This is a genomic window from Vibrio sp. SCSIO 43097, assembly GCF_023650755.1.
GTDB lineage: Bacteria > Pseudomonadota > Gammaproteobacteria > Enterobacterales > Vibrionaceae > Vibrio > Vibrio alginolyticus.
The window spans coordinates 3,384,729-3,404,418 of record NZ_CP071840.1 but is presented as its reverse complement, the minus strand read 5'-3'; the positions used below and the strand labels follow the sequence as shown (position 1 = coordinate 3,404,418).

At 46.0% G+C, this 19,690-nt stretch carries 20 protein-coding genes; 10 read left to right on the top strand and 10 right to left on the bottom strand.

Features of this window, described 5'->3' with window-relative positions; genetic code table 11:
* The first annotated feature begins 376 nt into the window (after window positions 1–376).
* Window positions 377–601: a hypothetical protein gene (locus tag J4N40_RS16370; RefSeq protein WP_070988059.1), complete on the top strand. Its 225-nt coding sequence runs from the start codon at window positions 377–379 to the stop codon at window positions 599–601.
* Between the two features lie 16 nt (window positions 602–617).
* Here the strand turns inward: J4N40_RS16370 and J4N40_RS16365 are convergent, their stop codons facing one another.
* On the bottom strand, window positions 618–887 hold the full coding sequence (locus J4N40_RS16365) for a hypothetical protein (RefSeq protein ID WP_170829194.1): 270 nt from the start codon (window positions 885–887) through the stop codon (window positions 618–620).
* Window positions 888–1,354: 467 nt separating this feature from the next.
* Between J4N40_RS16365 and J4N40_RS16360 the strand changes: the two genes are divergently transcribed.
* The 3 genes from J4N40_RS16360 to J4N40_RS16350 are packed head-to-tail and all read left to right on the top strand — an operon-like array spanning window position 1,355 to window position 3,627.
* A complete protein-coding gene (locus J4N40_RS16360; RefSeq protein ID WP_025630236.1) occupies window positions 1,355–1,546 on the top strand; it encodes a helix-turn-helix transcriptional regulator in 192 nt (63 codons plus the stop codon).
* Between the two features lie 12 nt (window positions 1,547–1,558).
* Window positions 1,559–3,232, top strand: a complete 1,674-nt coding sequence (locus J4N40_RS16355) for a DUF927 domain-containing protein (protein ID WP_250654322.1) — start codon at window positions 1,559–1,561, stop codon at window positions 3,230–3,232.
* A gap of 59 nt (window positions 3,233–3,291) precedes the next feature.
* Entirely contained in the window at window positions 3,292–3,627 is a 336-nt protein-coding gene (locus J4N40_RS16350) for a helix-turn-helix domain-containing protein (protein ID WP_005458496.1), read from the top strand.
* Window positions 3,628–3,647: 20 nt separating this feature from the next.
* Here the strand turns inward: J4N40_RS16350 and J4N40_RS16345 are convergent, their stop codons facing one another.
* From J4N40_RS16345 to J4N40_RS16305, 9 genes are all read right to left on the bottom strand, one after another.
* On the bottom strand, window positions 3,648–4,826 hold the full coding sequence (locus J4N40_RS16345) for a site-specific integrase (RefSeq protein ID WP_250654321.1): 1,179 nt from the start codon (window positions 4,824–4,826) through the stop codon (window positions 3,648–3,650).
* Between the two features lie 171 nt (window positions 4,827–4,997).
* Window positions 4,998–6,359, bottom strand: a complete 1,362-nt coding sequence (gene mnmE, locus J4N40_RS16340) for a tRNA uridine-5-carboxymethylaminomethyl(34) synthesis GTPase MnmE (RefSeq protein ID WP_005383836.1) — start codon at window positions 6,357–6,359, stop codon at window positions 4,998–5,000.
* 130 nt (window positions 6,360–6,489) lie between these two features.
* Window positions 6,490–8,112, bottom strand: a complete 1,623-nt coding sequence (yidC, locus tag J4N40_RS16335) for a membrane protein insertase YidC (protein WP_005383834.1) — start codon at window positions 8,110–8,112, stop codon at window positions 6,490–6,492.
* 2 nt (window positions 8,113–8,114) lie between these two features.
* Entirely contained in the window at window positions 8,115–8,372 is a 258-nt protein-coding gene (gene yidD, locus J4N40_RS16330; protein WP_005378822.1) for a membrane protein insertion efficiency factor YidD, read from the bottom strand.
* Window positions 8,339–8,662 carry a ribonuclease P protein component gene (gene rnpA / locus J4N40_RS16325; protein ID WP_005394102.1) on the bottom strand — a complete coding sequence of 108 codons (324 nt, stop codon included), beginning with the start codon at window positions 8,660–8,662 and terminating at the stop codon, window positions 8,339–8,341. The genes yidD and rnpA overlap by 34 nt, the downstream gene beginning before the upstream one ends.
* A gap of 46 nt (window positions 8,663–8,708) precedes the next feature.
* Complete coding sequence (gene rpmH, locus J4N40_RS16320; RefSeq protein WP_005378825.1) at window positions 8,709–8,843, bottom strand: 50S ribosomal protein L34; 135 nt, start codon at window positions 8,841–8,843, stop codon at window positions 8,709–8,711.
* Window positions 8,844–9,085: 242 nt separating this feature from the next.
* Window positions 9,086–9,823 carry an amino acid ABC transporter ATP-binding protein gene (locus J4N40_RS16315; RefSeq protein WP_005378827.1) on the bottom strand — a complete coding sequence of 246 codons (738 nt, stop codon included), beginning with the start codon at window positions 9,821–9,823 and terminating at the stop codon, window positions 9,086–9,088.
* Window positions 9,820–10,491, bottom strand: coding sequence for an amino acid ABC transporter permease (locus J4N40_RS16310; protein ID WP_005378829.1), 672 nt, complete (start codon window positions 10,489–10,491; stop codon window positions 9,820–9,822). Before J4N40_RS16310 ends, J4N40_RS16315 begins: the two co-directional genes overlap by 4 nt.
* 114 nt (window positions 10,492–10,605) lie before the next feature.
* Window positions 10,606–11,352: an amino acid ABC transporter substrate-binding protein gene (locus J4N40_RS16305; protein WP_033906591.1), complete on the bottom strand. Its 747-nt coding sequence runs from the start codon at window positions 11,350–11,352 to the stop codon at window positions 10,606–10,608.
* A 412-nt stretch (window positions 11,353–11,764) separates the two neighbouring features.
* On the opposite strand from J4N40_RS16305, the gene dnaA reads away from it, so the two are divergent.
* The 6 genes from dnaA (at window position 11,765) to J4N40_RS16275 (ending at window position 19,586) form a co-directional block, all read left to right on the top strand.
* A complete protein-coding gene (gene dnaA / locus J4N40_RS16300; RefSeq protein ID WP_005378835.1) occupies window positions 11,765–13,171 on the top strand; it encodes a chromosomal replication initiator protein DnaA in 1,407 nt (468 codons plus the stop codon).
* A 63-nt stretch (window positions 13,172–13,234) separates the two neighbouring features.
* The gene (gene dnaN, locus J4N40_RS16295; RefSeq protein WP_005394106.1) at window positions 13,235–14,335 is read left to right on the top strand and encodes a DNA polymerase III subunit beta; all 1,101 of its coding nucleotides are present in this window, start codon (window positions 13,235–13,237) and stop codon (window positions 14,333–14,335) included.
* A gap of 9 nt (window positions 14,336–14,344) precedes the next feature.
* Window positions 14,345–15,424, top strand: a complete 1,080-nt coding sequence (recF, locus tag J4N40_RS16290) for a DNA replication/repair protein RecF (protein WP_149192464.1) — start codon at window positions 14,345–14,347, stop codon at window positions 15,422–15,424.
* Between the two features lie 13 nt (window positions 15,425–15,437).
* Complete coding sequence (gene gyrB, locus J4N40_RS16285) at window positions 15,438–17,855, top strand: DNA topoisomerase (ATP-hydrolyzing) subunit B (protein WP_104979886.1); 2,418 nt, start codon at window positions 15,438–15,440, stop codon at window positions 17,853–17,855.
* Window positions 17,856–18,198: 343 nt separating this feature from the next.
* Window positions 18,199–18,615 (top strand): GreA/GreB family elongation factor, encoded by a 417-nt coding sequence (locus tag J4N40_RS16280; RefSeq protein WP_025768940.1) that lies wholly within the window; start codon window positions 18,199–18,201, stop codon window positions 18,613–18,615.
* Window positions 18,616–19,148: 533 nt separating this feature from the next.
* On the top strand, window positions 19,149–19,586 hold the full coding sequence (locus J4N40_RS16275) for an Hsp20 family protein (protein WP_005378857.1): 438 nt from the start codon (window positions 19,149–19,151) through the stop codon (window positions 19,584–19,586).
* The last annotated feature ends 104 nt before the right edge of the window (window positions 19,587–19,690 follow it).

Genomic DNA, 19,690 nt, shown 5'->3' with positions numbered 1-19,690 from the left:
ATAACTGATCACGACGTGGCAGCAGAACCATAATTCCTTTTGATTGGCAATGATAAGCCCCCTAACGTGATTTAACTGTACCGATTTGGTCTAAACGGTACAGTTCGTTGCGGCTTAAGGTTTTGAGAAAAATGGCAGCCATCCCTTGTTATGTCTGCGATCAAGGCATTGAGGCCGTGTTTGCTAGGGCGGTAAGTGTACCGCTTTTCTAGGTGGTCTATGAACCAGTACACTTTTCAGATGGCTTGTATTGGGTTTGGGATTGTTCTGTTAGTACATAGTTTAAATATTTCAATTAGTTGTCGCATATTCAGTATTCTGTGCCTGACTGGTTAATATGGTGTAACGAGGTAGGGGAACAGGTAAGCCGATAAAAATGAAAACTGTCTCAGCGGAAGCTGTGGCAAGCCATCCAGGCTGTGCTGGCATTGAACCTCATGCGTTCGCAGAAAAAGAGGCGAAGGCAACAGTATGTCGTGATTGGCTATGGCCGATAAAAGTGATGGTGAAGTTGGTTCTTTTTGTAGTGCTCATGTTTGCTTTACCCGCTCCAGTTTCATTTTTAATTATTTTGCTTACCGCATCATTTTGGTTTGGTTGAACAAACTCCATCGACGTTATGGTAGGCCAAGAAGGGGGAGAAGGTTTGCAGGGCATAGGCACATTTCAGTGGTAGATGGTTCGCCATCTGGCATATCAAGTCCAGGAATATACCAAGCTGGACAGGCTGGTGCGGAATTGATACCAGATACTCCAGATTTCATCTCTGATTCGAGATCACCCCATTGGTGTGGCGATATAAACCCTGTAAGTGGCCCTCCAATGATGGAAAACTCTTGTATTGATGTCGGTGGCAATGTGTTGAGGGATAACAGTATGACTAGCATTGATACCAGTTTTGACTGTGGTGGTATTAGCTGCGACCGATTTGATTCAACGATTTGAGGAGGTTGTATGGATTTGCTTTGGTATTGGCTCGCAGGTCTGCTTTTGACAGTGGCTGCTGTTGGGTGTGTCTACTGGTATTCCACATATCAGATGAAACGGAGTGAGAATAATAAGGACGGTTAATATTCCAGTTTTCTACTTTCCCTAGACTATGATGATGCCTCTTTCACATGTGAAAGTCGCGGTAAATTGTTTTAGTGGGCTTATGAATCTTCAGATCATGAAGAGCACGTTTTTTGCTGAATTTAATCACCGCACCATTATCTGCTTCCGTAATCCTAAATAACCTATTTTACAGGCCTTCTTTCATTCCAAACTGTCCAAAATGGGCCTGAGCACCGCGCGCCTTTGCGTTGCTCATCCTACAAGCTATTCCTTGATTATTCATTAGCTATCAGGAGTAGTTATGACCGAACAAAAACAATCAAATCAGCTATTAAGCTATCAAGAAGTCTGTCAGCTAACTCAGCTGTCTCAGGCAACCATTCGCCGTTATGTGAAAAATGGTTCTTTTCCTTCGCCAGTGAATTTATCGCCTGGTGCTCGAAGTGTGAGATTCCGTGTTGAAGACGTGCAGAAGTGGCTTTTGAGCCTGTGATAGGGAGGTCATATGAAGTTTCGTCATCACCATGATCAACTACAGTATTTCTGCCGTGAGCGAGGTTGGCGCTCGTTGAGCTCTTCAGTCAAGGTTCTTGCTAGAACGCGTTCACCTGATCGGAAGTCAGGTTTCAGTGCTTGTATTGAAATCATCAATATGGACAAGCAGACGATTCGAATGATAGTGCCTGCCAGAAAGATCATGGGAGGGACCAACTATCAATTAAGAGATGAATTATTCGATACCGGTTTTTGGCTGGAGCCTGAGCAAACTGCATGGAATATGGTCCAGCGCTATTTGCGGGAAGAGCTCAAAGCGGCGGAAACGGCCTTTTGTGTTACAAGAACAGGTTGGCATGACAAGGTGTTCGTTACTCCGGAGAAAAGTTTCGGACGGTCAGATGAGCCCTACTACTTTTCTGGTGGGATGGCAGACTCACTCTGTTTGGCAAAAGGGAGCTTAGCGGAATGGCAAAGCGAAGTCGGCTCTTTATTGGGCGGCAATCCCTTGCTTATATTTTCTATTGGCGTCGCTTTGTCCGCGCCGCTGCTCAAGACAGTAGGGATGGAAAGTGCGGCATTCCATGTGATGGGGCCGTCTTCGTCGGGTAAGTCTGTCACATCGTTTGTCGCTGCGTCTGTTTATGCTGATAAGTCGTATATCAAGTCTTGGAAAACAACCGCTAACGGTATTGAGGCGGTTGCATCAGAACATCATGACATGTTGCTTGTGTTAGATGAGCTAGGGTTGTGCTCGGCGGAAGAAGCCAGTTCTGCGGCTTATCAAATCGTCAACGGATGTGGGAAGCTGCGAGCCACCGAAACAGGCGGCCTGGCGAATATAGCCAATTGGCGAACGCTGACATTGAGTAATGGAGAGGTTGGCCTGACAGAGCTGATGGAGTCCTCTGGTTATCAAGTGAAAGCAGGTCAGCTGATTCGAGTCATCGAAATTCCTGCCGAAGAGCGCTTTGGCTGTTTTGCGGATCTACACCGCTTTTCCTCACCATCTCAGTTTGCTGAGCACTTAGAAAAGCAGACTCAAAAGTACTTTGGCACTTTGTTCACGGCTTGGATGACGCTTATTTCAGATAAGCCCGATCTGGAAGTCGTTTTACAGCGTGAAATCGAAACGCTGAGGCAGCATTGGTCTAAAAGTAATTACTCCGGCCAGGTTCATCGGGTATTGAAGCGCTTTGTCCTTGTTGGTGTAGCGTTGTCTGTTGCGTCACGAAACCAGTTAGTGCCATGGCCTGAAGAAGAGTCACTCTATTCCGTATATAGCGTTTTTAGCCGCTGGTTATCTCACAGAGGGCACCAGCACAATCAAGAAACGTATGAGGTGTTAAGTGCTTTGAAACAAGCCATTAGCCATTGGGAAAATAAGCTTCCTGAATTTTGTACGAGCAGATCTTCAAAGTTTGGTTACTGGCGGCAGGATGGTGATGACGTCCAGTGGCTTATCCACAAACAAGAGTTTGTTAAGCAGCTACGACTGCGGCGTCAGTACAAGAGTCAATTGAGCCCTTTGATTCATAAAGGGTGGTTTGAAACCAATGAAGATCGTAGAGGAACACTTCGGATTATCGAGAAGAAAAACGGTACTGAGTTTGATCATCGTTTTTTCGCTTTCTGGCCGGAAAAGATCCTTTCTGAATTGAAGGAGATGGGCATCGATGAATAATATATTCCCAGTTTTCCCACTCTTCCCAGAGACATTTCAATGGGCGAGGAGGTGATGTGATGACAACCAACGAGCAAGTTATTCTTCAGTCCATTCTCGCCAAGATTGACCGTGTTGAGCGCGCTATTCTGGAGCAGCGTTTGCAGCAACAAAAGGTGGAGTTGCTTGGAAAGGACATTCTAACCGTTGATGAATGTGCTGCTTTGCTGGGTTTATCAACCAATCAACTTTATAAGCTAACGAGCTCGGCAGAGATCCCTTACTTTAAGCTTGGCAAACACCTCCGATTTGAGCGTCAAGCAATCATGGATTGGGTTGAGGAGCAGCGCGTTTCATCTCGCCATGAGATAGAAAAAAGGGCAGCAAACTATGTCGCCACCACTTCTCGTAAGTAGTACCTTCTATAGCAGCGGCCTTAGGCCGCTGAATCCTTTCCAGAAGAAGCAAAAATATCGGGGAATGTGAGCATAGCTTCCATCCTACGTCGTTCTATGATGTCAGCGTAGATCTCGGTTGTCTTGAGTTCGCTGTGGCCGAGCAGTTTCGATACTGCGTATATATCGATTCCTCGGCTAAGCTGAATTACAGCAAAAGTATGACGACCAGCATGGAACGTAACGTGCTTACTTATTCCAGCAGCCAGAGCCCATCTAAGCAGCTCTACATTTATATAAGAAGAGTATTTTAATCCCTTGAATACGCGCTCGTGAGAGGCTTTGGGGCTACCCAAAAGTGATTCTGCTGACTTTGGTATGTCTAAATACTGAAGGCTCTTAGCATCGCCCTGAGAGAGTTTGGCTTGGTCGAAGATAATTCGTTTGTGATTATTGAATGTCTCTACTTCTGACCAAGTAAGTCGATGGATATCGCACCAACGCATCCCCGTTGCACATGAGAACAAAAACGCACGTTTAAGGACTGGGTAGCGACATTCTGTGTGAGCTAAAGCGTTGACCTCATCCAATGTGAGATAAACACGCTTGGTCGTTTTCGCTTTGATACTGGTCACTTGTGAAAGCGGGTTATCACGAATAATACCTTCTCGATGCGCTTCGTTGATCGCCGCGCGAACTTTATTGAAGTAGGAGCTTTGTGTGTTGCGAGATAACGCGGTATCACTTTTGGTTTTCGCTTCATTGGTCAGGTAATACTTAAATCCGTCTAACCAGTCTTTATCCAACTCATCAAAGCTAAGATCATGTTTCCCGCAGTAGAACAGCAGGTGCTTACGTGCTGAAAGCCAGATCGAGTGGTTGGAGGTTGAGGTGGTTTGTTCTTTGATGTCAATTTGCCGTTGAAAGTAATCAATGAAGCTAGCTGAACGCTTAGTTCTATCCTCAAAACCATGCTTTTGGGATTGCCACTCAACCAGTCGTTTACTCTTAATGGTTTCGGCTAGGAGAAGGTGCTCTTTGTTATGTTTTCGCTGAGCTGGTGTTTTGGGTTTGTCATAGATAAACAGATCCAGCACTTCGTGTTCACGTTTTCGCTGACGAGATCCGTTTGATTTAGTGGTATAACCGTGGTCATAAATGAGACGCAATGTTCGCGTTCCATCTGTTTTAAGTGTCCGTTTTTCAATGAAAATTTTCATGTTTGTCCCCAATTGGTCCCCAATACGGCATTTATCATGTCATTGGGGACCAGCTGGGGACTAGATTTGGCAATTAACGGCAACGGATGGAAACAAACGGCAAATGACGATCTAATAAAATCAGTGTGTTATCTACCGTTGCTTGCTGTTGTTTTCCGTTATTTGCCCACTTTACTTCCCGATACAGAATGAAGAGAAGATTCGTCCCAGTAAGTCGTCAGAACTGAACTCACCGGTAATCTCATTGAGATGTTGTTGGGTGATGCGTAGCTCTTCAGCCAATATTTCACCTGCCATATAGCCTTCAAGCTGCTCCTGGCCTATTTGAAGGTGCTGTGCGGCACGTTCTAATGCATCGAGATGACGACGACGAGCCATAAACCCACCTTCACTGTTGCCAGAGAAGCCCATACACTCCTTGAGATGATCGCGCAGAGCTTCAACCCCTGCACCAGTCTTCGCTGACAAACGGATAAGAGTAGGGTTATTGACGTGGCAGATCCCCATATCTTCACCCGTTTGATCCGCTTTATTACGGATTACAGTTATGCCAATGTTGTCTGGTAGGCGATCCACAAAATCTGGCCAGATATCTTTCGGATCGGTGGCATCGGTTGTCGTGCCATCCACCATGAACAACACGCGGTCTGCTTGGGCTATTTCATCCCACGCGCGTTCGATACCGATTTTCTCTACTTCATCGGAAGCATCACGCAAACCTGCAGTATCGATGATGTGCAGAGGCATGCCATCAATATGGATATGCTCACGCAGTACATCACGCGTAGTTCCTGCGATGTCGGTTACGATTGCAGACTCTTTACCCGATAGCGCGTTCAGCAGGCTTGATTTGCCCGCATTTGGACGACCCGCAATCACGACTTTCATCCCTTCACGCATAATAGCGCCTTGGTTAGCTTCTTTGCGCACCGCATCTAGGTTGTCGATGATGGCTTGTAGGTCACCAGCCACTTTACCGTCGGCCAAAAAGTCGATCTCTTCTTCAGGGAAGTCGATGGCTGCTTCAACATAGATACGCAAATGAATCAGCGACTCAACTAAGGTATTAATGCGGCCTGAAAATGCGCCCTGTAAGGATTGCAGCGCCGATTTTGCTGCTTCTTCAGAACTGGCATCAATGAGGTCTGCAATCGCTTCGGCTTGAGCTAAGTCGAGTTTATCGTTCAGAAATGCGCGTTCAGAGAACTCACCAGGGCGAGCAGCTCGAATACCATCTATACCTAGAATGCGTTTTATCAGCATATCCATCACGACAGGGCCGCCATGGCCTTGCAGCTCAAGTACGTCTTCACCTGTAAATGAGTGTGGGTTAGGGAAGTACAGTGCGATGCCCTGATCAAGCACAGTGCCATCTTCTGACTTAAACGGCAGGTACTCTGCGTAGCGGGGCTTTAGTGTTTTGCCAGTGACTTCTAACGCCACTTGGTTGGCTTTAGGGCCAGAAACTCGAATAATACCGACACCGCCACGACCAGGCGCGGTCGCTTGAGCGACAATCGTATCTGTAGTCATAATTTTGCCTTTTGAGCTGGGCTATAGGGAAGATACCTAGGGAGCCATCACAATTAATTAGCTGAATTGTAATCAGCCAAAAACAAAAAGGCGACCTTTTGGCCGCCTTTCTCAATCATTTCCTAAAAGGTTACTTGCTGTGTAAGCCTTTTTTCTCTAATCCTTTGTAGATCAGAGTTTGCTGGATAAGCGTTACGATGTTCGACACCAACCAGTACAGAACGAGACCTGATGGGAAGAACAAGAAGAAGAAGGTAAACATAACCGGCATAAAGGTCATGATCTTCTGCTGCATTGGATCCGTTACCGTTGTCGGGCTCATCTTCTGGATTAGGAACATAGACGCACCCATCAATAGCGGCAGGATGTAGTAAGGGTCCTGTGCTGAAAGGTCATGAATCCAACCGAAGAATGGAGAGTGACGTAGCTCTACCGATTCCATTAGTGCCCAGTAAAGCGCGATGAAAATAGGCATCTGTAGGATAAGAGGTAAACAGCCACCTAGTGGGTTCACTTTCTCTTTCTTGTACAGTTCCATCATTTCTTGGCTCATGCGCTGACGGTCATCACCGATACGCTCACGCATTGCTTGCAGCTTAGGCTGTAGCATGCGCATTTTCGCCATAGACGTGTATTGCGCTTTTGTTAGTGGGTACATTGCACCACGAACGATGAAGGTCAGACAGATGATTGCCACACCCCAGTTACCAACAAAGCTCTGGATGAATGAAAGCAACATATGAAGAGGCTTCGCAATGAACCATAACCAGCCGTAGTCCACTACTAGGTCTAGGTTAGGTGCCACTTCTGCCATTTCATCTTGCAGTTTTGGACCAACCCAAAGTGTTGCTTCAAACTTAGCCTGATCGCCTGTTGCGATAGTTTTGTTCGGCATACGAACGCCGATGTCGCCTAGGTTGCCAATTACACGAGTGTATAGGTTAGTACCTGGTTCGTTACGTGGGATCCAAGCTGCGGCAAAGTAGTGCTGAATCATTGCTGCCCAACCTTGGCCATCGGCTAGGTTAAGAGACAGGTTGCGATCCTGCATATCATCAAAGCTGTACTTCTTGTAACGCGTATCTTCTGTTGAGTATGCGCCACCACGGTAAGTAGGCATTGTGATGCTACCACCATCGTCCATTAGGTTTTGACGTAGGTGAGCGTACATACCAAATGTTGCGTTGTTGCCTGAGTTGTTCACTACATCGTATTCAACATTAAGCGCGTAGCTGCCGCGTTTAAAGATGTAAGTTTTGGTGTATTCGATGCCGTTTGCAGTGAATGTCATCGGAACGCGAAGTTCATCTTGACCGTCAGCCATTGTGAAGCTGTCTGCACTTACGTTGTAGTGAGGGCGATTTGTGCTGCTCAAGTCGATACCTTGAGGACCCACTAGACCGCTTTGAGCGATAAATTGGTGACCTTGAGCGTCTTTAAGCAGAACAAAGGAATCTGATGAATCTAACTCAGCAGAGTATTCGTTAAGGTTGGCATGTACCACATCGCCACCAACGGTGTCGATCGACAGAGTTAAAACATCAGTCGTTACTGTGATAGTTTTTGCAGAAGCTTGCTGTTGACCAGGAACTGGGTCAAGTTCATCAGCAAAAGATGGTGCAGGTAGAGTGCTGCTTGATTGAGCCTGTTCAACTGCTTGAGGTTCTGGATTCTTTGCAACTTGCCATTGTTGAAACAGCAAAAAAGAAACCAGGGCCAAACCGATGAGCAGGATATTACGTTGAGAATCCATCGTTAGTTATCTCTGTCTTGTTTTTGGACTGGTGGAACGGGGTCATACCCCCCTTCATTCAAAGGGTGGCATTTTAATAGACGTTTGCCTGATAACCAACATCCTTTTACAAAACCGTGAGCTCTCAAAGCTTCTAGCGCGTAAGTGGAACAGGTTGGTGTGAACCGGCAACGAGGACCAATCAAAGGGCTGATAAACCAGCGATACAGATAAACGAGCCCAATGGCTATCCACGTGAAGGGCGAGACAGGCGTTGCCATAGCTTATCAAACAACTTAAAAATTTCCTCATTGCTTAAATCTTGCGCGCTTTTCTTCGCAATCACAACAAAATCTTTGTTTGGAAGCTGATGTTGATTGTTACGAAAGCTTTCACGAGCCAAACGCTTAAATCGGTTACGACCGACAGCCGTTTTGATTTGCTTTTTGGGAACCGCTAAACCTAATCGTGGGTGAGAAAGTTTGTTATTGCGAGCAATGATGGTGAAATGAGGCGAGCCAGCTCGATGAGCTTGCTGGAAGACGTTTTGATAATGCTCGGGAGTTAACAAACGTAACTCCCGATTAAACGCGTACGTGTTCAAAATAAACTAGCGATTATTTTGATAGGCGCGCACGGCCTTTTGCACGACGTGCGTTGATAACTTTACGACCGTTCTTAGTTGCCATGCGAGCACGGAAGCCGTGAGTACGCTTGCGCTTTAGAACTGTAGGTTGAAAAGTGCGTTTCATGATAATTACCTTTACTGATCAGTAGTTTTAGGTTCTTGTTAAACCCGGCGTGGGTATTTGCTTTCTTATATAAAGAAGCTCTTTATATAGAGAAGGACAACCGACGCCTCTCAACAAAGAGGCGGAATTGTAATCACACTCACATAATGTGTCAATGACTCAATGAGTACGAAATTCCGGCCGGGCGATTATACGTAGTGTGAGTAAAATCTCAAGGATCAATCGATCCTGATGCTTGATCGTTACTCTATTCCTACTTGGTTAAGGAATTTTTTCAAACGAGGATCTTGTGGATTATCGAAGATATCCTGTGGAGAACCTTGCTCAACGATATTGCCTTCCGCCATGAAGATCACTCTATCAGCTACTTCTTTCGCGAATTGCATCTCGTGCGTCACCACCAGCATGGTTTGATGCTGATTAGCTAACTTCTTCATTAATGAGAGAACTTCACCGACCCATTCAGGATCCAGCGCAGAAGTTGGTTCGTCAAACAACAGCAGTTCTGGTTGCAGCGCCATCGCTCGGCCGATACCCACACGTTGTTGTTGGCCGCCAGATAATGCCGCTGGATAACTATCGCCTTTATCCCCAAGGCCGATGTCATCCAGAATTTGTTGCGCTCGTTTGAGAGCATCGGCTTTTTTCCAACCTCGAACGGTCACTAGACCTTCGGCAATGTTCTGGCGCGCATTCATGTGGGCAAACAAGGCATAGTTTTGGAACACAAAGCCAGTTCGACGACGCAGCGCTAATACTTCGGCTTTAGTGTGTTTTTGAGTATCAACGGAGATGTCATCTATCGTGATACGACCTTCATCTGCTTGTTCTAGAAAGTTCACCGTACGCAGCAAGGTTGATTTACCCGTACCACTTGAGCCGATAATCACGATGATCTCACCTTGCTTAATATCGAGGTCGATGCCTTTCAGCACTTCAGTCTCACCAAAACGTTTGTGAATATTTTCTAACTTAATCATCGTACGTACGCCTTATTCAGTTTTGCTTCTGCCCAGATTTGTACGCGAGTCAGAATCACCACCACGCCCCAGTAAATAAGAGCAACCGCAAGGAAAGCTTCAAAGAAACGGAAACTTGATGAGGCTTCCATCTGTGCTTTCGCCATGATTTCGGCCACACCAAGCGTGAAAGCGAGAGACGTTGACTTGATCATATCGATGAAGTAGTTCATCAATGAAGGCAGTGCGACACGCGTTGCTTGAGGTAAAATCACTCGGCGCATTGCTTGGGATGTCGTCATACCGACCGATAAGCTCGCTTCCATTTGGCTGCGATCAATGCCAATAATGGCGGCACGAATACTTTCCGCCATATAAGCGGCAAAGTGCAGCGTTAAACCGATAACCGCTGCTGAAAAGGCGTCGATACCGACCATCAATGGAAAAATTTGCGGTAAGCCGTAATAAAGCAGGAAAAGCTGAACCAACAGTGGGGTGCCACGGAAGAAGCTGATGTACAGTTGGCTTAATTGATCCAGAACTGGCAGTTTAAATACGCGAATATTGGCTAAAATGACGGATAAAATCAGCGAAAACACCAATCCCCATGTCGCCATTTCCATGGTTGTGCCAAGATATTTCAGCAATATCGGCAACAGTTCCAACATGTAATTAAAGTCAAATCCCATACGGCTTACCTAAAGGCTAGAGAAAAGAAAAGGTGGAAAACAAGTTCCACCTTTACGTAAGTTTATTTTAGTCCGAGAGTGATACCACTTTGCGGCCTAAAGTACAAAGAGTTCTTATTTCGTGATGTCAGCGCCAAACCACTTCACGGAAATTTTCTCTACTGTACCATCTGCGCGCATCTCAGCTAGCGCTTTGTTTACTTCTTCTTGCAGCTTACGACCTTTCTTGTTGTCAACGAAAGGCCATGCGTTTTGAATGGTCTCAAACGGTTCGCCTGCCAATTCCAGAGGAAGGCCAGTTTTCTTAATCAGCTCTAACGCAGAAAGACGATCCATTATAAACGCGTCTGCACGACCGAGCGCCACGTCATGTTCGATACCTGTGTCGTACGTTTTAATGTTGATCTTGCCGTCTTTGTCGTATTGACGCAGCAGTTGCTCAAAGTTAGAGCCTAGGTTCACCGCAACGGTTTTGCCCGCAAGATCGTCAACACCTTTGATGCTGTCGTTGCCTTTACGCACGGTAATTTGTGCGCCATCTACAACGTAAGGGTCAGCAAATAGGTATTTAGCTTTACGCTCGTCAGTCATGGTGATTTGGTTGGAGATCGTATCGATACGACCAGTTTCTAAAAGACCAAATAAACCAGAGAAGTTGGCTGTTACGTATTCGATTTTGTAATCGTTACGTTTACCGATTTCATCCCACATGTCGACTTCAAAGCCTTGTAGCTTGTCTTGCTTTACAAAAGTAAACGGGAAGTAGCGACCTGACATACCAACTTTGACTTCAGTAGCGGCTTGTACGGTTGCTGCCGACAGTGCAATGGCTGCAACGGCAACCTTAATCCAGTTTTTCATAATACATCTCCATAATTTTATGGTTGGAAATACTACTGTTAGTTAGCTCAATTAAATAAATAACCAAGAGCAATAACCTAGACCTGTGAGTTATTAGATAATAGAAGAAGAATGTTAAATGTGACGAAAATGCGAACTGAACCTAGCGAAATGATCGACAAAATCAGCATTGGGAATAAAATAATACACAGACTTATCACCAATCGCTCGATCTTGTTAATTTTGCCCAATTGTGGATCGTTGTGTGGGCAAATTTGGGGCAAGGTGTGTTGATCTCATCAAGTTTGCAGAAATAATTGTGAATAACTTGGATCTTATTCACTGGATCGTCGATCAATCGCTGGCGATCTTGGTTATCAACAGGTAAAATTGCCAGTCTTTTCCGATAATTCAATTACTCAGTGGGGGCACCGTGTCATCTTCGCTTTGGCTGCAATGTTTGCAGCAGCTTCAAGAAGAGCTACCAGCTACAGAATTCAGCATGTGGGTTCGTCCGCTACAAGCGGAGCTCAATGACAATACTCTCACTCTATTCGCGCCAAACCGCTTTGTGTTGGACTGGGTGCGTGATAAGTATCTGAACAATATTACTCGCTTACTGCAGGAATACTGCGGTGGCGATATTCCTAACTTACGTTTTGAAGTGGGGAGCCGACCTGTCTCTGCACCAAAACCAGCGCCGACACGTACGCCTGCAGATGTGGCTGCCGAGTCATCTGCACCTGCGCAATTACAGGCGCGTAAGCCAGTACACAAAACCTGGGATGACGACGCTCAAGCGATTGCGGCTATCAATCACCGCTCAAACATGAACCCAAAACACAAGTTCGACAACTTTGTTGAAGGTAAGTCGAACCAACTGGGTTTGGCTGCGGCGCGTCAGGTATCGGATAACCCAGGTGCAGCTTACAACCCACTATTCCTATACGGCGGCACTGGCTTGGGTAAAACGCACTTGTTGCATGCGGTGGGCAACGCGATTGTGGATAACAACCCGAACGCAAAAGTGGTCTACATGCACTCAGAACGTTTTGTGCAAGACATGGTAAAAGCGTTGCAAAACAATGCGATTGAAGAATTCAAACGCTACTACCGCAGCGTGGATGCGCTCCTTATCGATGACATCCAATTCTTTGCTAATAAAGAACGTTCACAAGAAGAATTCTTCCATACCTTCAACGCACTATTAGAAGGTAATCAGCAGATCATTCTAACGTCTGACCGTTATCCTAAAGAAATTAATGGCGTTGAAGATCGTCTTAAATCTCGTTTTGGTTGGGGTCTTACTGTTGCGATCGAGCCACCTGAGCTTGAAACGCGTGTGGCGATCTTGATGAAAAAAGCCGAAGATCACCAAATCCACCTTGCTGATGAAGTGGCGTTCTTTATTGCCAAGCGTCTGCGTTCGAACGTTCGTGAGCTAGAAGGTGCACTGAACCGTGTTATCGCTAATGCGAATTTCACTGGTCGTCCAATCACGATTGATTTTGTGCGTGAAGCGCTGCGCGATCTGCTTGCTCTACAAGAGAAGCTGGTGACGATCGATAACATTCAAAAGACCGTGGCGGAATACTACAAGATTAAAGTAGCGGACTTGCTGTCTAAGCGTCGTTCTCGTTCTGTAGCGCGTCCTCGTCAGCTGGCTATGGCGTTAGCAAAAGAACTAACCAACCATAGCTTGCCTGAAATTGGCGATGCGTTTGGGGGCCGCGATCATACGACCGTACTTCATGCTTGTCGCAAGATTGAGCAGCTGCGTGAAGAGAGCCACGACATTAAAGAAGATTACTCTAACTTGATTCGCACCCTGTCTTCGTAATCGGTTAGAATAACGGTATTCTAAGCAAATCATTTATTGAGCTGACAGCGTAAAGAGCCAAGCATGAAATTTACCATTGAACGTAGTCATTTAATCAAACCGCTACAGCAGGTTTCGGGCGCTTTAGGTGGCCGACCAACTCTGCCAATCCTGGGTAACCTACTTCTTAAAGTAGAAGAGAACGTATTGTCGATGACGGCAACCGATCTTGAAGTAGAGTTAGTAAGCAAAGTGACGCTAGAAGGTGATTTTGAAGCGGGCAGCATTACCGTTCCTTCGCGTAAGTTTCTCGATATCTGCCGTGGTTTACCGGACGATGCGATCATCACATTTGTATTAGAAGGTGATCGCGTACAAGTTCGCTCTGGTCGCAGCCGTTTCTCATTGGCAACGCTTCCTGCGAACGATTTCCCTAATATTGAAGACTGGCAAAGCGAAGTGGAAGTATCACTGAGCCAAGCCGATCTACGTACGCTGATCGACAAAACTCAGTTCTCGATGGCGAATCAAGACGTTCGTTACTACCTCAACGGCATGTTGTTTGAAATTGACGGCACCACGTTACGCAGCGTGGCGACGGACGGCCACCGTATGGCGGTATCGCAAACTCAGCTAGGTGCAGACTTTGCGCAGAAGCAAATCATCGTGCCACGCAAAGGTGTGCAAGAATTAGTAAAGTTGATGGATGCGCCAGAGCAGCCTGTAGTACTTCAGATCGGTAGCTCCAATGTTCGTGCTGAGGTGAATAACTTTACTTTTACCTCTAAGTTGGTTGATGGTCGTTTCCCTGACTACCGCCGTGTATTGCCTCAGAGCACCAATAAGACACTGATAGCAAGTTGTGACGAGTTGCGCCAAGCCTTCTCTCGTGCTGCGATTCTTTCCAACGAAAAATTCCGTGGCGTGCGTGTGAATCTGGCTGATACTGAAATGCGCATAACCGCGAATAACCCAGAACAAGAAGAAGCGGAAGAGATGCTTGATGTAACCTTTGAAGGTGACGCCATCGAAATCGGCTTTAACGTAAGCTATGTGCTTGATGTTCTGAACACGTTGCGTTGTGAAAATGTACGTGTGTCGATGTCGGATGCTAACGCTAGCGCGTTGATTGAAAATGCCGACGATGACAGTGCCATGTACGTGGTGATGCCAATTCGTCTATAAGCCAACTGAATGCCTCTTTCTCGTCTCATCATTCAGCAGTTTCGAAACATTAAAGCCTGTGATATTGAGTTATCAGCAGGCTTTAACTTTCTTATCGGGCCGAACGGCAGCGGTAAAACCAGTGTCTTAGAAGCGGTTTATCTGCTCGGGCATGGCCGCTCATTCAAGAGCTCTCTCACCGGACGAGTGATACAAAATGAGTGTGACGAACTGTTTGTTCATGGTCGTTTTTTGAACTCGGATCAATTTGAGCTACCTATCGGCATTAATAAGCAGCGTGATGGCTCAACAGAGGTTAAAATAGGCGGTCAATCTGGACAAAAATTAGCGCAGTTGGCACAAGTTCTGCCTCTGCAGTTGATACACCCAGAAGGGTTTGATTTACTGACAGATGGCCCTAAACATCGTCGTGCGTTTATTGATTGGGGCGTGTTTCATACCGAGCCCGCTTTTTATCAAGCATGGGGAAGGTTCAAGCGCCTGAACAAGCAGCGCAACGCGTTGTTGAAAACCGCCAATAGTTATCGTGAGCTCAGTTATTGGGATCAGGAAATGGCAGGATTGGCTGAAAACATCAGCCAATGGCGAGCAAGTTACATCGAGCAGATGAAAACCGTCGCAGAAATTATCTGTCAGACATTTTTGCCAGAATTTGAGATCCAATTGAAGTATTATCGTGGCTGGGATAAAGACACCCCATACCACGAGATACTAGAAAAGAATTTTGAGCGTGATCAGGCATTGGGATACACCTTTAGTGGCCCAAACAAAGCTGATTTGCGCATTAAAGTGAACGGAACGCCCGTTGAAGATGTTCTGTCACGCGGTCAATTAAAACTCATGGTGTGTGCATTGCGTGTAGCGCAAGGGCAACACCTGACAGAGATGGCCGGTAAACAATGCATTTACCTAATTGATGACTTCGCGTCGGAATTAGATAGCCAACGTCGCAAGCGTCTTGCTGACTGCTTAAAAGAGACGGGCGCACAAGTATTTGTAAGCTCTATCACTGAAAGCCAAATCGCCGATATGTTGGACGATAACGGTAAATTGTTTCATGTGGAACATGGCAGGATAGAGTCAAACTAGAAGAGAGAAACTCATGTCTGAAAATTACGATTCATCGAGTATTAAGGTACTGAAGGGTCTGGATGCGGTACGTAAGCGTCCAGGAATGTACATCGGCGATACGGACGACGGCACCGGCCTTCACCACATGGTTTTCGAGGTGGTGGATAACTCAATTGATGAAGCGTTGGCAGGTCACTGTAAAGACATCGTTGTGACAATTCATGAGGATAACTCGGTTTCCGTTAGCGATGATGGTCGTGGCATTCCAACAGAAATCCACTCAGAGGAAAATGTCTCTGCAGCAGAAGTAATCATGACGGTTCTTCACGCGGGTGGTAAGTTCGACGATAACTCATACAAAGTATCGGGTGGTCTTCACGGGGTAGGTGTTTCAGTAGTAAACGCACTATCAGAGAAAGTTGAGCTAACGATTCATCGTGGTGGCCATATCCATACGCAAACCTACCGACATGGTGAGCCTCAAGCGCCACTAGCCGTTGTGGGTGATACGGATAAAACCGGTACACAAATTCGTTTCTGGCCAAGTGCCGAAACGTTCTCTAACACTGAGTTCCACTATGACATTCTGGCGAAACGCCTGCGTGAACTGTCATTCCTGAACTCTGGTGTGTCGATCAAATTGGTTGATGAACGTGAAGCGGACAAACATGATCACTTCATGTATGAAGGTGGTATTCAAGCGTTCGTTGATCACCTAAACACCAACAAAACGCCAATCATCGAAAAAATCTTCCACTTTAACTCTGAGCGTGAAGACGGCATTTCAGTTGAAGTGGCGATGCAATGGAACGATGGTTTCCAAGAGAACATCTTCTGCTTTACCAACAATATCCCACAGCGTGATGGTGGTACTCACCTTGCTGGTTTCCGTGCTGCGCTAACACGTACATTGAACAGCTTTATGGATAAAGAAGGTTTCTCGAAGAAAGCGAAAACAGCGACTTCAGGCGACGATGCGCGTGAAGGTCTAACTGCGGTTGTTTCGGTGAAAGTGCCTGATCCTAAGTTCTCAAGCCAAACAAAAGACAAACTAGTTTCTTCTGAAGTGAAATCAGCTGTTGAGTCTGCAATGGGTGAAAAACTGTCTGAGTTCCTGATTGAGAACCCGACAGAAGCGAAGATGGTTTGTTCGAAAATCATCGATGCAGCACGTGCACGTGAAGCTGCGCGTAAAGCTCGTGAAATGACGCGCCGTAAAGGTGCACTAGACCTAGCTGGCCTTCCAGGTAAACTTGCAGACTGTCAGGAAAAAGACCCGGCACTCTCTGAACTATACATAGTGGAGGGTGATTCGGCAGGCGGCTCCGCAAAACAAGGCCGTAACCGTAAGAACCAAGCGATCCTACCGCTAAAAGGTAAGATTCTTAACGTAGAAAAAGCACGTTTCGACAAGATGCTATCTTCTCAAGAAGTAGCAACACTGATCACCGCACTAGGTTGTGGTATCGGTCGTGACGAGTACAACCCGGACAAGCTTCGTTACCACAACATCATCATCATGACCGATGCCGATGTCGATGGTTCGCACATCCGTACGCTACTGTTGACCTTCTTCTACCGTCAAATGCCAGAGCTTATCGAGCGTGGCTATGTGTACATCGCTCAGCCACCACTATACAAAGTGAAAAAAGGCAAACAAGAGCAGTACATCAAAGATGAAGAAGCGATGAACCAATACCAAGTATCATTGGCTCTGGACAATGCATCGCTACACGTAAACGCAGAAGCACCTGCACTGGCAGGTGAAGCACTAGAGAAGCTTGTTCAACAGTACAATGCGGGTATTAAACTGGCGGAACGTATGAGCCGTCGCTACCCAAGTGCTTTGGTAAACGAGTTGATTTACACTCCTCGCCTAACGCCAGAGCAATGCCATGACGCATCAGTTGTGGAAGCTTGGACGAAGCAGCTTATTGAACAGCTGAATGCGAAAGAAGTGGGTGCAAGTCAGTACAGCTACGAAGTTGAGCAGCACGAAGAGCTAGGCTTAAACTTGCCTAAGATTGTGGTTCGTACTCACGGCGTGACGCACGGACATGCAATTAGCATCGACTTCCTAAACTCGAAAGAGTACGGCAAGTTGGCCGATCTATCAGAAGCACTTGATGGACTTCTGGAAGAAGGCGCGTACATCAAACGTGGTGAGCGTACTATGCCAGTGGCAAACTTTGCAGAAGCGCTTGACTGGTTAGTGAAAGAGTCAATGCGTGGATTAAGCCGTCAGCGCTACAAAGGTCTAGGTGAGATGAACCCAGACCAACTTTGGGAAACCACCATGGACCCAGAAACACGTCGTATGATGCAGGTAACGATTGAAGATGCGGTAGGCGCAGATCAACTGTTCACGACGCTAATGGGTGACCAAGTAGAGCCTCGTCGTAACTTCATCGAAGAGAACGCACTGAAAGTAGCGAACCTAGACGTATAACGACACTGTTCGTGATAGTAAAAAGCAGCGAGAAATCGCTGCTTTTTTTGTTTTACCACCAGCTAAAATCGCCACTTTCTGCTAAAGCGGATGTTTTTCTGGTACTAACTGCCAACAACGCGATCAAGCCTGCCATTTTATATCTGTTTTCTTTTTTTCTCGCCATTTTGTTCGCTTGAGCGCTTTTGCTTTCTTTTTTCTGCTCGCTATAGTGCTGAAGAGCTGTTGATTAAGGAGACTAAGAAAATGGTGATGACTTTCCTGAACTAAGCCGGAAGTGATGCACTTCCGGTTCAATGCACTGAATTTATTTGTAAGACAAGGCATTAAGAAGGAAATAATCATGTTTGAACGCTGGTTCTCGGCGTACTGCTTGGCGCTGCGAACTTGGTGGTTAACCAGTCGCTTTTTAACCTATCAATCACCACTAAGGTTGTTATCGCTATTTGAAACCTGCGAGCAACAAGCCCATTGCCGTAACCGAGCTCGTATTGCGGTTGGGGACACGGTTCGCTTAGTGGATGTTGAACGCGCCTATCAATATCGCATGACATTGGTCAGCTCGCGCAAGGGGCAACCCATGACAGGTATGCTCGCGGTCGATTCTTATTTGGGGTCTCGACTGTTAGGTCGAGCTAAAAATGATGCGCTCGAAGTGGAAATTTTTAATCAGCGACGCTGCTTTGTGATTACTGAAATTGTTCATCAATCGCAACCACCAGCTCAGAAAATGCTGTGTGGTTGTCTGTTGTGCCAATAAATAGAGGTGAAGTCATGAGTAAGAAAGAAAAGAAACAACCGCAGTTGAGTCTAAAAGAAAAGCGCAAACTAAAGCAGGAAAAGGCGGCAGAAAAGGGCGTTGTAAAAGCGCGTAAATCCTCCCGCAAGTAAAGTGTAGATTGAGCCCTCCAGAACGGCGGGCTTTTTATCACTGATCGCGAAGTGATGAGGAACTAAGCTGTTCAAGGGGATAGTGGATGCTTTAAAAATTTTTTATTTTTTCCCTTGAAAGTCATTTTTGACGACCTTATATCTAGTTATGAAGAGGGTGACTGGCTTGCTAGAGACTAGAAGACCAGCCCTCTGAAATCGCTAAAACGAGATCGCTCAGAAGAGGATATGGCGTTTTAGCACACAACTTAAACCTTTAGATTCAATATCATGTCTCCGAGCCAAACCAAGGCCAGTGGAATGATAAGAATCTCTTAGTTCGGCGTTGGTTTTTGCATAAACACGCCAGTAGGATGGAACTCATCTGAACTAAGACTATTGCTTAATTAAGAGGATAGATTTATGCGTAATGTAGATTTCTCACCACTATACCGTAATGCAATTGGCTTTGATCGTCTGCTAAACCTGATGGAAGCGAATACAGCGAAAAATACTTCTGGCGGTTACCCTCCATACAACATTGAGCAAAAAGACGAGCACAACTACCGTATTACTATGGCCGTTGCTGGCTTTGCTGAAGAACAGCTCGATCTGACTCAAAACGAAAACATGTTGATTGTGAAGGGCGAACGTAAAGCAGAAGAAGGCAAAAACTACGTTTACCAAGGTATTGCAGAACGTGATTTTGAACGTAAATTCCAGCTAGCGGATTACGTAAAAGTCGTGGGTGCATCAATGGAAAACGGTCTGCTTCATATCGATTTAGTTCGTGAAATCCCTGAAGCCATGCAACCACGTAAGATTGCTATCGGTGGCAACAACCTGATTGAGAACAACTAATCAGTTAACCACCCGGTTATAGAATGAGAAAGAGCGCCATATGGGCGCTCTTTTTAGTTTGGGTGCTTTCAAAACCGCTATTTCAAAGCCGTAATTTCAAAGAG